This is a genomic window from Sphingobium chungbukense (assembly GCF_001005725.1).
Taxonomy (GTDB): domain Bacteria; phylum Pseudomonadota; class Alphaproteobacteria; order Sphingomonadales; family Sphingomonadaceae; genus Sphingobium; species Sphingobium chungbukense.
This window is the reverse complement of record NZ_LBIC01000007.1, coordinates 217,426-232,557: the sequence shown is the minus strand read 5'-3', so window position 1 is coordinate 232,557 and position 15,132 is coordinate 217,426. Positions and strand designations below refer to the sequence as shown.

The window sequence follows — 15,132 nt, the reverse complement described above, 5'->3', positions numbered from 1 at the left end:
GAGGGCATCGTTCCGGGCGTTACGCAGGGGAAACGTCCCGCCTTTGCCCCGGCAGGGCGATGGAACCGGGCAGGCTCTTGATCCAGATCAGAAAGGCGGCGCGTCTTTTGCGTAAAAAGACCGTTGCATGGGCGCAATCGCTCGCTTATAGGCAGCGCTCCTTTGGGGCCGTAGCTCAGCTGGGAGAGCGCGTCGTTCGCAATGACGAGGTCAGGGGTTCGATCCCCCTCGGCTCCACCATTTCCATTTGAAATCATTAGATAATTTTCCCCTTCTGGGGGCGGGCCTAAGTTGGGGCCTAATTTGAGCTTTCTGAAACTCACCCGAGCATTTGCGATACCTGCGGAACGTTTCGCACATCGCAATGTGAGCCGCACAGCGTGGGCAGTATCCTTGATCTGAGGAGTTATGGGCGTCCGAATCGGGAATGTGCCAAGCGCGGTCTCCGGTGTCCTTCTCTGGCCTCAAAAAATTTTTGGAAGGGGGCGCATTGAACGCTCCTCAGGTGTCAGCATTTTGGGAATCTAAGTGTCCGATCCGAAACTAAGTTGAGTGGTATCAGCAGGTTAGCTTGACGGCTGGGCCTGTCGCTGATTCAGGGGTTTTTGCGAAACTACCAAGGATCAACGATGTGGACCGATACCACTCGCGCGCTACATGCGCGAAGCGGGCTGTCTTTGCCAACAGATTTAACCGACGCCGAGTGGGCGCTGTTCGAGCCTCTTCTCCCTCCTCGCGCGCCGACCGGGCGGCCACGCAAGTGGAAGATGCGCCGGATTGTTGAAGCGATTTTCTATTTGCTACGCGGCGGTTTGCCGTGGCGGATGTTGCCGCCGTGTTTCCCCCCGGTCTCGACAGTGCGGCGGTGGTTCTACCTCTGGCGCGACAATGGGCTCTGGCAGGCAATCAACCATGGATTGCTTATGCTGGTCCGAGAGGCTCAAGGTCGTGAAGCTTCGCCCAGTGCTGGGGTGGTCGACAGCCAGAGCGTGAAAACCACAGAAGCGGGCGGTCCCAGTGGTTATGATGCAGGCAAGAAGATCAAGGGACGAAAGCGCCATATCCTGACCGATACCGAAGGCAATCTGGTCCATGCCGTCATTCACACTGCTGATATCCAGGACCGAGACGGCGCGCCAATGGTTCTCGGCGGGGTCATCAAGCGCTTCCCCTGGCTACGACATGTCTTCGCCGACGGCGGCTATGCGGGCCAGAAACTCAAAGACGCATTGCAGCCGCTCGGCAAATGGACAATCGCGATCATCAAGCGATCGGACGCCGCCAAGGGCTTTGAAGTCTTACCGCGTCGATGGGTGGTTGAACGCACCATTGCCTGGCTCAACCGTAATCGCCGACTGGCCAAAGACTTTGAGCAGACCATCGCCTCCGCTACTGCCTGGCTCTTCGCAGCGTCAGTGCAAGCATTCATCCGCCGTGCCGCAAGGGCTTGTCAGACCGCCAAATAGTTTCGAATCCGACTCTTAGAGAAAACTGCCATTCCGGAGCGATATTTCGAGCGGCAGCTACAGTCAGGAGCCGACGTTTCTCGGTTGGAAGCGTAATTGCGTTGATCGTTGCGGTAGGGTCAGATCGACAAAGTCGACGTGAGTTTCCTGGAACGCTTCGCGGCATGACGGAGCAGGCGATCGCAAGAGTTGATTGGTCAATTCCGAGTGCACAGCAAAAACGCATCGCTGTCGATCTACGAACGCTGAGGTTTGGCGAAATTACTGGCCTCATGGCTAGTCTCAAGATGCTTGCTGATGGCAGGGCGCCATCCTAAGGTCACTGACAACGAGGCATCACGGATCCGGCTGAATGGCAATCACTTTCATTCCTACTATCGGCCAGCAGAATGGCGGCAAATCCAACGATATCGTGAAATCTCTGCGCAGCGGCAATGTATATCCAGCCAGTGCCAACGTGATCCTATATACGGGGTGGCCCCAAGTCCGCGATTATGATGGACGCACACACAGCTCGGACTTGACCGCATTCGGCGACGATTATGGCATAAAGCTTGTCAAAATATCGCTTTCGACCAATGCGGGCGAAGTGAGGCGGGACGCGCAGAGCATCCTACAGGCGGCTGCCACTACCGAAGCGCTGATGAGCAAAAGCCTTCTGCTCAAACGCCGTCGCAAGCTCATCTTCGAAGTGATCCCGATCGTGTACGCACCAAATCTCGACGGGCCCCGGATCGATGATGGGGAGGTCGAGTTTGCGGACAGCGAGTCCGAACTCTTCCGATTGCTCAAGACGTCGGATCAGAGTCTTGATCCGGCTCAGCGCGACGAGGTCCAGGCGATCATCGAAGGGGCGAAGGCCTTAGGCCAACTGGCCGACGCCGATGATGATGACGAGCTTCATCCGATCGCGCGCGCGTATCGCGACCTGGAGGCAATCATCTACAATTTCGACGCCAGCCAGCGGTCAGTCGCGCTGACCGGCATTCAGGGGCCACAGCGTATCCGCGGCCTTGCTGGAACCGGCAAGACGGTCATTCTCGCTATGAAGGCCGCCTTGGCCCACATCGAGAACCCAAACGCCAAGATCCTGATCACCTATTATACGCGCAGCCTGCGCGATATCATAGAACGGCTGATCACGCGCTTCCACCGGCATTTCGCCGAAGTCGATCCCAATTGGGAGAATGTTCACGTCCGCCATAGCTGGGGACGCTCAAACGTGCCCGGCGTCTATCGGGATACGTGCATCCGCGAAGGCATCGCCTTCCGGAATTTCGGGGACGTGAAAACCAAGCGCGATCCCTTCGGCAGCGTGTGCCGCGAACTGGTCGAGGCGCACCCGCCAGCACCGTTCTACGATGTCATTCTCGTCGACGAAGGACAGGATTTCCCGGACAGCTTCTATCAGATGTGCTTCTTCCTCGCGAAGGGGCCGCGCGACCAGAAGCAGATCATTTGGGCCTATGACGAGCTCCAGAACGTGTTCGACGTCAAGGTCCGCGAACCCGAACAACTTTTCGGCGACGACAGGGATGGCGCGCCGCGGATATCGCTCGCCAGAAGCCTGCCGCCGGGAACCGATACGAATGACTTCGTCCTGCAACGCGCTTATCGGAATCAGCGCGAGATCCTGGTCCTCGCCCATGCCATGGGATTCGGCGTCTATAAGGCCCCGGTGCAGATGCTAGAAAATGCGAAGCATTGGGAGGACGTCGGTTATGACGTGATCGCGGGCCCGTTCACGACAGGCAGCGTGAACGTGGTTGAGCGTCCGCTCGTCAACAGCCCCAGTACGCTGGCGACACCAGCGGACGTCGGTCTCATCGACATTCGCGCGGCGGACGATTTCGGCAGCGAGGTCGAAATGGCAGCACATGAGATCCAGCGGTTTATCGATGGCGGCCTTCACCCCCACGAGATCCTGGTGGTGTCGCTCGACGACAAGGCCGCCCGCAGCTATTTCTCAGCGCTGTCTAAGACGCTCGCGGCCTGTGACATTCCCTGCAACAATATCATCAATGATCCCTATAGCGAGCCGCCGTTTCGGCTGGACGGCAAGGTCACACTCAGCACGGTCTACCGCGCGAAGGGAAATGAGGCGGCGGTCGTGATCGTGCTCGGAGCCGACGCCGCAGTCCTCGAGACAAGGACCGGGCGCAACAAGCTGTTCGTGGCGTTCACCCGCACCAAGGGATGGCTGCGAATTTTCGGCGTGCGCAGCCGGACATTCGCCGCACTCGAGGCGGAAGTCGCCAAAGCCCGGGCGAAATCACCGCGGATCGAGTTCACAATGCCAGACATGACCAATCTTAACACAATTCAGCGAGGTCTCGAGGAGAAGCATGCCCGAATCATAGAAGCTAGGCGCCGCATGGACCGTATGAAGGACGAACTCAGCCTGTCCGACGATGATATCGCAAGCCTCTTCACGGAGGAGTGAATGAAGCTGAACGACTTCAACGCCGGCATCCGGAACGCCATCGCCTTCTTCACGAGCTCCGACCTCTGGGTCTCGACCATCTACGAAACGAGCCTGCCCCGTTCGGAACAATTCAACAAGATCAGCCTGACGTCGGATGATTATGTTGAAATCTACGAGGCGGGCCTGTCGCTTTCCCATTACAATGTGCTGCTGCGCGATTTCGCCTATTTCCAGTTTTCTTATGCGGGCGAAACCGAATTTGCACTGGCTTATTATCCCAATCCAAGGCTGAGCGGTTCGGCGTCGGCTCAAGCGCAATTTCGCGAACTCGAGCGTGAGCGCGACAATGGCGAACTGAGCGCGGACGAGTTTGATGAGCTGGCTGCTTGCATGCCGGTCCGCACTTTCATACCGCGCATCCGGTTCGAGTATAGCGAGCGCCAGTACCGTCAGGTCCGGCATCCCGGCGCGCATTTCCACATCGGCATGTCGGGCGAGGATCGTTGGTGTTCCGGCCGACAGATGTCGCCACTCAGCTTTGCGATGCTAATGACGAAATTTTATTATCCCGACGTCTGGTGGCCGGGATCGCGCTTCTCTCAGCCGAAGCCGGAGCAGGACATGGAGGCGGCTATCGCCGCCTGCCTCGACGAGCGGCTGATCGCATCGATCAGGGGAGACGGCGTCTCGAACTTCTTCGGCGACAGTGAACGCCTCACATTTCATTTCACCGCGCTGGCGAGCCAGCAAGTCGGCGCACGCTGACGCTTCCTCATCCCGCACAATTCGCCGGTGTCGCGCGAATGCGCGACCCTGATAACGCGTGACCGTAATATTGCGGCACATTGCTGCCAAGCGGCTTCGTGCTGAGGGCATAGCAGGCTCTGGCTGGACCTGCCGTTCATGACCAAGCCAAATGACGCATTTTGCTCGACACCTGCCGGGATAACAGACCGTCTGCACCTGGGAGCGCATAATTGGCTGTTGAACGACCGGAGAGGGGCGCTGCTACTCGTGCAGCATGGAGCTGAGGGAGGTTACCGTCTGGTGGGCGAGAGAGCCACATTCTCGGATACGGTAAACAAGCAATGGATGTTCGATTGACCACAGACACCCTGTAACGTCGCGCGGGTAGCAAATAATTTTACTCGACGTACACTCTCTGAAACGCTTGAACAAATCATGATTGGAGGACAAACTTACCCGCAGGGGGAATTGATTCAATGCGTTGCGCCAAAAGATGCCTATGATGTTTATGGCCTTGCGGCGCTATCGCGACTTTCGTGGGCGCGCCAGCCTGGGAGAATTCTGGTCATTTGCCGGTCTCTCCGCCATCATCTTTCTGGTTCTCACCACTCTCTTGATCGCGGGTTCCAAACCACAGGTGGGGAATGGTGCTCCCTCGGCGCCGCCGGGCTGGGTATTTGCCTATATCATTTGGTGGTTCGCCAGCGCGACACCGTGGTTTGCCGTTCAGGTTCGTCGGCTGCACGATCAGGGCCGCAGTGGACGGTGGGTTCTCATCAATGTGGCGGCCTATGCGATGATGGGGTTTGGCAACAGTTTCGCACTGCTTCTCTACGCATTTTCCATGCTTCTTATGCTGCTGCCGGGCGAGAAGGGTGAGAACCGCTACGGGCTTGTGCCGTCGAGCGATGACAAGAAGCATGACAGGAAGCGGCCGGTATCCGTGACCGATTCAGCCGCTACGGAGGGAGCGGGAGATTCCGGCAAGAATGATGTGCAGCACGTTGCCATTTCGTCGGCGTTTCCAAATGATGGCCACGATCTTTCTCTTCGAAAGGGCCCGGATATGGCCGATCTGGCTGGTGATATGCAGGGCCTTATTGAGAACAGGCCGGATGGCCGTTTTGCCTGCTTTGGCTATTCCTTCTCGACATTCGATCAGGCGGTCCGTTTTGCCGAGCGAAAGGTTCGAGGATCGGCCGGTAGCCCCAGCAACGCCCGCACTGAACCGTTACGTGTCATCGCTCCGCCCATGCCCGATCTTGAGCGCTTCGATTTGCAGAAGCCGTCTCTTTCGCCGCTTACCGCACGCCCGCGATCACCGGAAAACCCGACGGCAGCTGTTAGCCCTGATGAAAACGGAATAGTCGTAAATGCCAACGGGCGTTTTGTATTCGGCGGTTATGCCTTTTCGAACTACGATCAGGCCTTAAAATATAGGGACAGGTTGACCGGCAAAGCGCGTGACCGGACCGATCTGAAACCACCAGAAAGCATGTCCCGAACCAGCGATATTCCTGCCAGGATTGCCTCTGTCGTTCCTGAATCATCAGGCGCCTCTGGGTCATCCGATGAGGAAGAACCAGTCAGGCTGGCGCGTCTTGAAGACGAAAATGGTATCATTGCGCAGGCCGATGGCCGCTTCAAATATGGCGGTTATTCCTTCACGACCCATGATCAGGCGCTTCGCTATCGGGCCCGGCTGAACGGGACGCTGGAACATACCAAGAGGCCTGCCGCGATCATTTCCTCGCTGGCTGGACGCTTTAACCCGCGATCCAGTAGTGACCAAAGTCAGGCCTCTGGGTTCTCTGGAGAAGTACGAGGCGAGAGAAAGGCGACTCCGTCTGCGCGATGGATCGCCGATGCGACAGATATCACGGTCGGTGATATATCCCTTCGCGTAGAAATGCTCTATTTCGGCGCAGCCACGCGCTCGGAGGGGCATCGCGCCCTCGTTAATCCGGCGATGGCCATAGGGCGTCAGGCGGACAGTCTTGGGGCTTCGCTTTCCTATTGGCCAAGCTACGACGACATTTCTCCTGAGGCGCGGCGCGCCTATCTCGAGTGGCTGGCAAGCGGCAGGCGCAATCCGGCAACGCCGATCGGTTATATCTTCCTCTATTTCTATGGGCTCGAACGACGCCTCATCGATGAGCGGTCCGTCGACGATGCGCCGGCAATCATGGCAGAAGTCGACGCCCTCTTGACCGTCTATGGGTCAAACGGGAGCTTTCAGAACTATGCCCGCGCGTTGATCGAAACTGCTGAAATCCTGTTCGATCGCCCGGCGCCGCCGCTCAAGGCCAGCCTGTCAACGCGCTATAGTTGGGAAATCCCGATTGGGCTGCGTGTCCATCTCGGCAAGAAGGTTCGGGATGGGACGCCTATTGATGCAGAGGATGCGCTTTGCTGGGCGCTTGCTCACCCCAATCTTTCAACCCGTACGGCCATCACGCGCTGCTTTGAGCCGTTCCGAACGCTGTGGCATGCGCGTTACGCCAACGCCTATCCCAAAGGCATCAAGGTCCGTTCGTCAAAGTCACGGCTTCATCACAGCTATCGGTCCGCCAGTGCGGAGTTCAATGCGAACGTCCAACTCGATGATCTTCCGGATATCGGCGCAATCAACGGTCCCATTTCCAAATTGCAGAGCCTGCTGGATGAGTGCACGCAGGCGCTTGACCCGCTGAGCAGGTTGCTCGGAAGGTCACCGGAAGAAGAAGGGGGCCTATTGGCTGCTGCCTTGCATCCGGAAGACGCGCGGGGGGAAGCCGAACGGGGCACGTTTGAGGAAGCGCGAGTTCGACTGCTGTCCGGTGCAAGCGGCGCAGGTTTCGCGTCGATCAAATACGATGATCTGCTCTCGATCTTACTCGCCGACGGACAGGTGTCGTCGGAGCGACGAAGCCTCTATGCGCGGCGTTTGCCAGACATACTTGACGCAATGGAAGTCGGGTATGAGCCTGACCGACGATTTGGACCAGCCGTTACCTTTGCCCCAGACACGACGATATGCCTGTTCGCGCGCACGGTCGCCACGCAGCCTGTCGAGGGGCGTCAGGCCTATAAATCCGCCCGGATCATGGTCGAGATTGCGGTCCTCGCGGCCATGGCGGACTCTGTCGTGGTCGACGCCGAGCAGCAATCGATCGTCACCGACCTTGCAGCGATCGCCGGACTGGATGATCAGGACCGCCAGCGCCTTGCTGCCCACAGTATCGCGCTGATTGCCAATCCGCCAAAGCTGCGCGCATCGACGAAGCGTCTCCTAGATCTGCCGGAAGAAGAGAAGGATCTCGCGCTTGCGTCAGCGGTTCACGCTATCCTTGCCGATCAGAGGGTGACGCCGATGGAGGTCCGCTTTCTGGAGAGTCTCTACAAGGCGCTTGGACGTCCGCAGGACGACGTATACACACGGCTGCATGCTGGCGGTACTCAGACCCAGCCAGAGCGTAAGTCTCCAAGTCGAAGCGCGGGCAGCAGCGTTGATGTCGAGCGGCTTGCGCGATTGCAGGAAGAGACCGCATCCGTTTCAGCCATGCTTGCCGGTATATTCCGTGAAGAGGAGCCCGAAGTCGCGCCTGCCTCGTCCATCGTTGCCGTCATCGGCGAAGCTCCGCTATTCGACGGTCTGGATGCCGCCCATGGCCGGGTGCTTCACGGACTGGCGCAAGAGCCGCTTGAGGCGGATGCCTTCGAGGCACTGTGCCGCAACAATCTGCTGCTCCCGGGTGGAGCGATCGAAACGATCAATGATTGGGCCTTCGACATCTTCGATGACCTTGCTATCGAGGATGACGACCTTGTCTCGATCCAGCCGCATCTCGTTCAAACCATTCAGTCAATGAGTCAAGCCGCATGACCCAACTTCCGCCGATCAAGCCCCGTGAGCGCGACACGATCGTCCAGGCATTAGCGGCCGGCGTCGTTCCGCGCATCGGACTTCAACATATCCAGGTTGGGCGCGCGCGCGAAGTAGGAGCGCTGGTCAAGGACATCGATCGGATCGTGGAAGGCGGCTCATCCTGCCGCTTCATCATCGGCGAATATGGCGCGGGCAAGACATTCTTCCTGAGCCTCATACGCCTGATTGCATTGGAACGTCGCTGCGTCACAATCCATGCCGACCTCGCGCCTGATCGCCGTGTTCATGCCACAGGCGGGCAGGCGAGAGGCCTCTACGCCGAGGCTATTCGCAACATGGCCACCCGGACCAAGGCGGATGGCGGTGCATTGCCGAGCGTCGTCGAGCGTTTCATCAGTGAATGCGTCAAGCAGGCGCATGCCGAGAGCCTTCCTGTGGAGGGCGTCATCGACAAGCGGCTCGCGATGATCCAGGAACTTGTCGGCGGCCATGACTTTGCTCATGTCCTTAAAGCCTATTGGCGGGGAAGCGAGGAGGGAAATGAACCTCTCAAGGCCGCTGCCCTGCGTTGGCTGCGGGCGGAATATACGACCAAGACGGAAGCTCGCCAGGCGCTCGGCGTCCGCTCGATCATCGATGATGCGGATGTTTATGACAGCCTGAAGCTTCTGGCAATTTTCGTGCGGCTTGCAGGCTATACCGGGCTCGTCGTCGTGTTCGATGAGATGGTGAACATCTACAAGCTTCAGAGCGCCCAAGCCCGCAATCAGAATTTCGAACAGATCCTGCGAATGGTCAACGACATGCTGCAGGGCAATAGCGAAGGGCTTGGCTTCATTTTCGGCGGCACGCCCGAATTTCTGATGGACAGTCGGAGAGGTCTATACAGTTACGAGGCCTTACAATCGCGCCTCGCAGAGAACCAGTTTGCGGCTCAGGGCCTTGTCGATATGTCCGGGCCGGTCATTCGGTTGCAGAACCTCTCGCCCGAGGATTTCCTGATTCTGCTGGGCAACATCCGCGCCGTTTTTGCGCTTCGCGATCCTGAGCGCTACCTCGTTCCTGACGAGGCGCTGAGTGGATTCATGGATCATTGCAGTCGCAGGATTGGGGAAGCTTATTTCCGCACGCCGCGCAACACGATCAAGGCGTTCGTTCAGTTTCTCGCCATTCTCGAGCAAAATCCATCTCTCGACTGGCGAAACCTCATTGGAGGTCTCTCCCTTGATGATGATCTGAATGAGGAGGACCTGGCAGAGGCCGGCGACGATGACGAACTCTCTGCCTTCTCGCTCTGAGCCCCAGAACGCCTACGATCGGTTCCATCCTGAGATCAGGCGTTGGATCAGAGGACAGGGATGGGCCCGCCTTCGGGAAGTGCAACAGAAGGCGGCCCGCGCGCTCTTCGACAGCCGAGCGGATTTGCTTATTTCCGCATCGACCGCTGCGGGAAAGACCGAAGCGGCATTCCTCCCGCTGCTAAGCCAGGCGGCGGGCCGGCAAGAGGCTGGCGTTGCAATACTCTACGTGGCGCCCTTGAAGGCGCTCATAAACGATCAATATGCCCGCCTTTCAGAACTGGGCGAAAGGCTGGAGATGCCGATCGTGCGCTGGCACGGCGACGCTCCGGCAGGGCCCAAAACCGCGATCCTTCGCAATCCCAAGGGCGTTGTGCTCATAACGCCTGAGTCGATTGAGGCGATGCTGGTGAGGCGGCCTGGCGTGGTTGAAAGCCTCTTCGGCCGGCTTGACGCCATTATCATCGACGAACTTCATGCGTTTCTTCAGGGCGCGCGCGGTCTTCACCTGTGGAGCCTGCTTAACCGGATGGAAGCTCTGAGTGAGACAAGGGTGCGCAGGGTTGGCCTGTCTGCAACTCTGGGCGATCTGGCAGAGGCGGCTGAGTGGTTGAGCGGGACAGCCCGGCAGCCGCCAAATGTTGTCGCTGTCGAAGGGAGCTCTGCGCCGATCAAGCTTCAGGTTCGAGCCTATGTAGATCCGCCAGAGTCGGATGATCGGTCAGCTGCAGAGTTTCCGGCAGAGCGTTCCGCGCTCAGCCATATCGCTGCACATGCGTTCGATGCCCTGCGCGGTCAGAATAATCTCTTCTTCGCCGGTTCGCGGGGCAACGTCGAAGAATTGGCCGATCGTCTGCGTACGCTGTCAGATGAGCGCTCGGTTCCAAACGAGTTTTTCCCTCATCATGGCAGCCTTTCGAAGGAACTCAGAGAGGAGCTTGAGGCGCGGCTGAAGCTTGGCCGCCTGCCCACAACGGCGGTTGCCACAACGACACTCGAATTGGGTATCGACATCGGATCCGTGCACGCTGTCGGCCAGCTTGGGGCGCCGCGCTCGCTTGCCTCACTTCGCCAGCGCCTTGGCCGGTCAGGTCGGCGCGAGGGGGCATCCGCCATATTCAGAAACTATGTCCGCGAGCCTTTCCTGGCAGCGGACGCGGATCCTCTCGATAGACTGCATCTGCCTGTCGTTCAGGCCGTCGCTGCGATGAATCTGCTTCGAGCACGGTTTGTCGAGCCTCCGCGTCCAAATGGCGCGCTTCTTTCTGTGCTGCTGCACCAGCTATTATCCCATATCACCCAAGCGGGCGGCTGCAGCGCGGCGCGCCTTTATACCGCTCTTTGTGGCGCGGGGCCGTTTTCAGCAGTCAACAAGCGAGACTTCGCCAGCTTGCTACATGGGATGGGGCAAGGGGAGGAGCCGCTGCTTGAACAGGCGCAGGACCGCACCTTGCTGCTGGGGCCGATGGGCGAACGGATCGTCGCAGCCCGCGACTTTTACGCAAATTTCAAATCTCCCGAAGAATGGCGCCTTGTCCATCAGGGACGAACGCTCGGTACGCTGCCAATCATAAATCTGCTGGCCATAGGTAGTATCGTTGGTTTTGCCGGAAGGCGCTGGCGCGTGATTGCTGTCGACGACCCGGCCAAGGTGGTCGAGGTGGCCTCACATCGGGCGGGCAAGATACCGAAATTCGATCGTGTGGGTAGTGAGGCTATTCACGACCGGCTCGCCTATGAAATGCGTCTGGTGCTGAGAGATAGCGCCGTGCCTGAATATCTCGACCCGGTCGCGCGAGGGCTGCTGCTTGAGGGCAGGCAATACTATGCCGATCTGGTCATGGCTCGTTTCCTCGATGCCGGATCGGCAACCCATGTCATGACGTGGCGCGGGTCGGACGTGAACGGCCTGTTTGCCGTGTTGCTCACCTCGATAGGGTTCGAATGCGAGACATTCGACGTCGGAGTCACATTGACCAATGCTTCCATCAATCAGGCGCGAGACGTGGTTTCGGTGCTGGAAAAATGCCCGCCGGTTGCAGAGCTAGCACAATTCGTCACCAACCTCACTGTCGAAAAATATGACGAACTGATTCCAGAGGCTTTGCGTCGCGATTTTTGGGCTCGCTGCCATGAGCATCTTTCGGCGGAGGTATCGTCTTTGCTTCAAGAGTTACAGTAAGCGGATTGAATACTGCGCTGAATTATCTCGCTGTATCGAAGGGCTTATGGTTGACCAACAGGGCTGCGATTGATGGCGAGGAGTTCTTGCCTTCACCGTTTGGTCGCTCATCGAAAAGGCTTTAAGCTTTCCGAATGGCGCTTTTGCGAGTACCGCACCCGTCGGCTCCCCTGCGTTTAATAGCTGACGGTCAGGACCTGGATAGCGAAGATCAGCCTCTCAGCGGCCGGTTTGGTTTAGGGTTTCGGGCGCTTGCGTACGAAAGCCTCCCATGCAGGAACCCGCGATTCCAGCAGGTTGCCCTATGGGGATTTATGCTTTCGGTTGGTTCGGCTGGGCCGGAGATGCGCGCTGATGGACGCGCGAGGGCGGCGGAACGGCAGGGTTTGGGATGCGCCAAAGGCGTGTTCGCTGCTATGGCCGTGATGATGCCAAGAGCCGACACCGGCCCAGCCATCGCCGGGCGCATGTCGTTTGGTTGACCACCGCGCGACATGCGGGGCCTTAGCGACAGGCTGATCATGCCGGGTCATGAGACGGGCTCCCGGATCGGCAGGGTTGGCCTTGGCGGCGCCCGTGGCTGACCCCAGCGGGCGAAGGTTTCGATGACGATCATCCGCCCGCCACAGCACGGGCATGGTGGGCAGGTGTCGAGCGGGGTTTCAGGCATTGGCGCCTCTGGCTCTGACGGGACGGCCAGCAGCCTTCGGGCGAGCGCGAGATTGTCCCTGCGCGATGCACTAGCGAGCAGGCCGTAATGCCGGATGCGGTGGAAGCCGCGCGGCAGGACGTGGAGCAGGAAGCGACGGATGAACTCGTCGGCGATGAGGGTCATGATGCGGTGGCGTTCCGCGCCGTCGCGGCGATAGTCCTTGTAGCGCAAGGTGACGCCGTTTTCGTCGAACGCGACCAGGCGCCGGTTCGAGATGGCGACGCGGTGGGTGTAGCGCGACAGATAGGCGAGCACCGCCTCGGGCCCGGCAAAGGGCGGCTTGGCATAGACGACCCAGCGTTTTTTCCGCACCGGCGCCAGGTGCCGCAGGAAGGTTCGACGGTCGGCCAGGCCGGTCATGGTCCCGAAGAAGGCGAGCCGCCCTGCGTCATGGAGGGCGTTCAGCCGGGTGAAGAAGAGGCGGCGGAACAGTTTCCCGAGCACGCGCACCGGCAGGAGGAAGGCCGGACGCGACGAGATCCAGCGGCTTCCATCGGGCGCGATGCCGCCACCCGGCACGATCATGTGGACATGGGGATGGTGGGTCATCGCCGATCCCCATGTGTGCAGCACAGCGGTGATGCCGATCCGGGCGCCCAGATGCCTGGGGTCGGCGGCGATGGTCAGCATCGTCTCCGAAGCCGCTTTGAACAGCAGGTCGTAGAGCAGCGCCTTGTTCTGCCAGGCGATGTCGGCGATCTCGGCCGGCAGCGTGAACACGACATGGAAGTAACCGACCGGCAGCAGGTCGGCTTCGCGCTCGGCCAGCCAGGTGCGCGCGGCGGCGCCCTGACATTTGGGGCAATGCCGGTTTCGGCAGCTGTTAAACGCGATCCGCCAGTGCCCACAGTCCTCGCAGGCTTCGACATGACCGCCCAGGGCCGCGGTGCGACAGTTTTCGATCGCAGACATCACCTTGAGCTGGTGCAGGCTGAGGTGCCCTGCATGCGCGGCCCGGTACGTCGGCCCGGCAGACCGGAAGATGTCGGCGACCTCAAGGTCGGGGCGCACCGGCTCAGCCGGCGGGCGTCTTGCCCTCCATCAGCGCCATGAGTTGGTCGAGCGGCCCTGACACGGCGTGGATCGTCCGGGTGGAGACCTTGGTGTAGAGCGCGGTGGTCTCGAGCTTGCTGTGGCCCAACAGGACCTGGATCACGCGGATATCGACATCCTGTTCGAGCAGGTGCGTGGCGAACGAGTGCCGCAGGGTATGGGGGCTGACGCGTTTGCGGATGCCGGCCACCTCGGCCGCCTCCTGAACCGCGCGGTGCAACTGCCGGGTCGAGATCGGGTCAGTGACAGTCTGGCCCGGGAACAGCCAGCCATGCGGGATCAGCACCCCACGCTTCCTGCCTTCGCGCCACCACATCCGCAGCAGTTCGAGCAACTGCGGGGAGAGCATGGCATTGCGGTCCTTGCCGCCCTTGCCCTGTTCGACGCGGATCAGCATGCGCGTGCTGTCGATATCGTCGACCTTGAGGTGGGCGACCTCCGACACGCGCAGGCCCGCGCCATAGGCCACGCCCAGCGCCGCCTTGTACTTCATGCCCGGTGCGGCCTGGAGCAACCGCGCGGCCTCCTCGACGCTCAGCACTTCCGGCAGCCGGGGCACGATGCGCGTGATTACCAGCGACCGTGACAGATCCCGCCGCTTGAGCGTGACGGTGTACAGGAAGCGGAGCGCCGACACCGTGCTGTTGATCGTACTCGGCCTGACGCCACTCTCGTGCTGCATGAGCTGGAATCGGCGCAGGTCTTCTTCCGTCGCGGTGTCGGGAGGGCGGCCGAGGAAGGCGGCCAGGCGCTTCACATGCCGGACATAATCCTTCTGAGTGTGGGGACCGAGACCCCGCATCATCATGTCGTGCTGCATCCGCTGGCGCAGCGGGCTGATCGGGGCGGTGTTGATCGAGACAGTCATGGTAAGTTCCTCTTCGCTGAAGGAACTTCCAACCTCAGAGGGCAACCTCGCCCCGCTAAAGGCCCATATTTACCGCACTACCGCGCCCCAAGCGACCCTCCCGCGGAGCGGGTTCGTGCAAGGGTCGATGAGGGCCACCGCCATTTAGTCAATTGCGGTTCATGCTTAAGCTGAAGGAAGCCATGGCGGTTTTTGTACATAGGTCCGCGATGCGATCATGTTCATCGCCTCCAGCCCTGGCAGGTCAAGCATGAAGTCTCTGCCGGTACGTCGAAGCAGCGAACGGCCTTCAAGCTCGTGGAGCATGCGGTTGACGTGGACAGCGGTCAGCCCTAATAGATCGGCAATTTCCTCTTGGATCGCCTCGGCAGCGCAGTGTCCGTTCCCTGCTCATTTTTTTTGGCGAAACATCTTGAAAGCCGCGCGACTGAAATTAGCTCAATGATACCGGACGCCAAACCGGGTCCGGTTGGACATCGAGAGCGCCGGCTCTTGGTTACCGGCGCATCTCAT

Annotated in this window: 9 protein-coding genes and 1 tRNA gene; 7 read left to right on the top strand and 3 right to left on the bottom strand. The window is 59.7% G+C overall.

What is annotated here, in order from left to right; all coding sequences use genetic code 11:
• Positions 1-164 precede the first annotated feature (164 nt).
• The 7 genes from YP76_RS16030 to YP76_RS16000 all read left to right on the top strand — a co-directional run bounded on the left by YP76_RS16030 (position 165) and on the right by YP76_RS16000 (position 11,986).
• Positions 165-240 (top strand) — tRNA-Ala (locus tag YP76_RS16030).
• A gap of 389 nt (positions 241-629) precedes the next feature.
• Entirely contained in the window at positions 630-1,466 is an 837-nt protein-coding gene (locus YP76_RS16025; RefSeq protein ID WP_046764611.1) for an IS5 family transposase, read from the top strand.
• A gap of 520 nt (positions 1,467-1,986) precedes the next feature.
• Positions 1,987-3,909, top strand: a complete 1,923-nt coding sequence (locus tag YP76_RS16020; protein WP_232307589.1) for a DEAD/DEAH box helicase — start codon at positions 1,987-1,989, stop codon at positions 3,907-3,909.
• Positions 3,910-4,656, top strand: coding sequence for a DUF2290 domain-containing protein (locus YP76_RS16015; RefSeq protein ID WP_052757462.1), 747 nt, complete (start codon positions 3,910-3,912; stop codon positions 4,654-4,656).
• Between the two features lie 490 nt (positions 4,657-5,146).
• Positions 5,147-8,503, top strand: a complete 3,357-nt coding sequence (locus YP76_RS16010) for a TerB N-terminal domain-containing protein (protein ID WP_232307588.1) — start codon at positions 5,147-5,149, stop codon at positions 8,501-8,503.
• Positions 8,500-9,804, top strand: coding sequence for an ATP-binding protein (locus tag YP76_RS16005; RefSeq protein ID WP_046764609.1), 1,305 nt, complete (start codon positions 8,500-8,502; stop codon positions 9,802-9,804). The genes YP76_RS16010 and YP76_RS16005 overlap by 4 nt, the downstream gene beginning before the upstream one ends.
• Before the next feature lie 79 nt (positions 9,805-9,883).
• Complete coding sequence (locus YP76_RS16000; RefSeq protein ID WP_232307587.1) at positions 9,884-11,986, top strand: DEAD/DEAH box helicase; 2,103 nt, start codon at positions 9,884-9,886, stop codon at positions 11,984-11,986.
• Positions 11,987-12,515: 529 nt separating this feature from the next.
• Here YP76_RS16000 and YP76_RS15990 read toward each other — a convergent pair.
• The 3 genes from YP76_RS15990 to YP76_RS27060 form a co-directional block, all read right to left on the bottom strand.
• On the bottom strand, positions 12,516-13,709 hold the full coding sequence (locus tag YP76_RS15990) for an IS91 family transposase (RefSeq protein WP_046764606.1): 1,194 nt from the start codon (positions 13,707-13,709) through the stop codon (positions 12,516-12,518).
• A 4-nt stretch (positions 13,710-13,713) separates the two neighbouring features.
• Positions 13,714-14,619: a tyrosine-type recombinase/integrase gene (locus YP76_RS15985; RefSeq protein WP_046764605.1), complete on the bottom strand. Its 906-nt coding sequence runs from the start codon at positions 14,617-14,619 to the stop codon at positions 13,714-13,716.
• Positions 14,620-14,784: 165 nt separating this feature from the next.
• Positions 14,785-14,967: a helix-turn-helix domain-containing protein gene (locus tag YP76_RS27060; RefSeq protein WP_254911664.1), complete on the bottom strand. Its 183-nt coding sequence runs from the start codon at positions 14,965-14,967 to the stop codon at positions 14,785-14,787.
• Positions 14,968-15,132: the final 165 nt, after the last annotated feature.

Coding starts and splice junctions, on each gene's coding strand:
- YP76_RS16025 (WP_046764611.1), top strand. CDS start 630: ATGTGGACCGATACCACTCGCGCGCTACATGCGCGAAGCGGGCTGTCT.
- YP76_RS16015 (WP_052757462.1), top strand. CDS start 3,910: ATGAAGCTGAACGACTTCAACGCCGGCATCCGGAACGCCATCGCCTTC.
- YP76_RS16010 (WP_232307588.1), top strand. CDS start 5,147: ATGGCCTTGCGGCGCTATCGCGACTTTCGTGGGCGCGCCAGCCTGGGA.
- YP76_RS16005 (WP_046764609.1), top strand. CDS start 8,500: ATGACCCAACTTCCGCCGATCAAGCCCCGTGAGCGCGACACGATCGTC.
- YP76_RS15985 (WP_046764605.1), bottom strand. CDS start 14,619: ATGACTGTCTCGATCAACACCGCCCCGATCAGCCCGCTGCGCCAGCGG.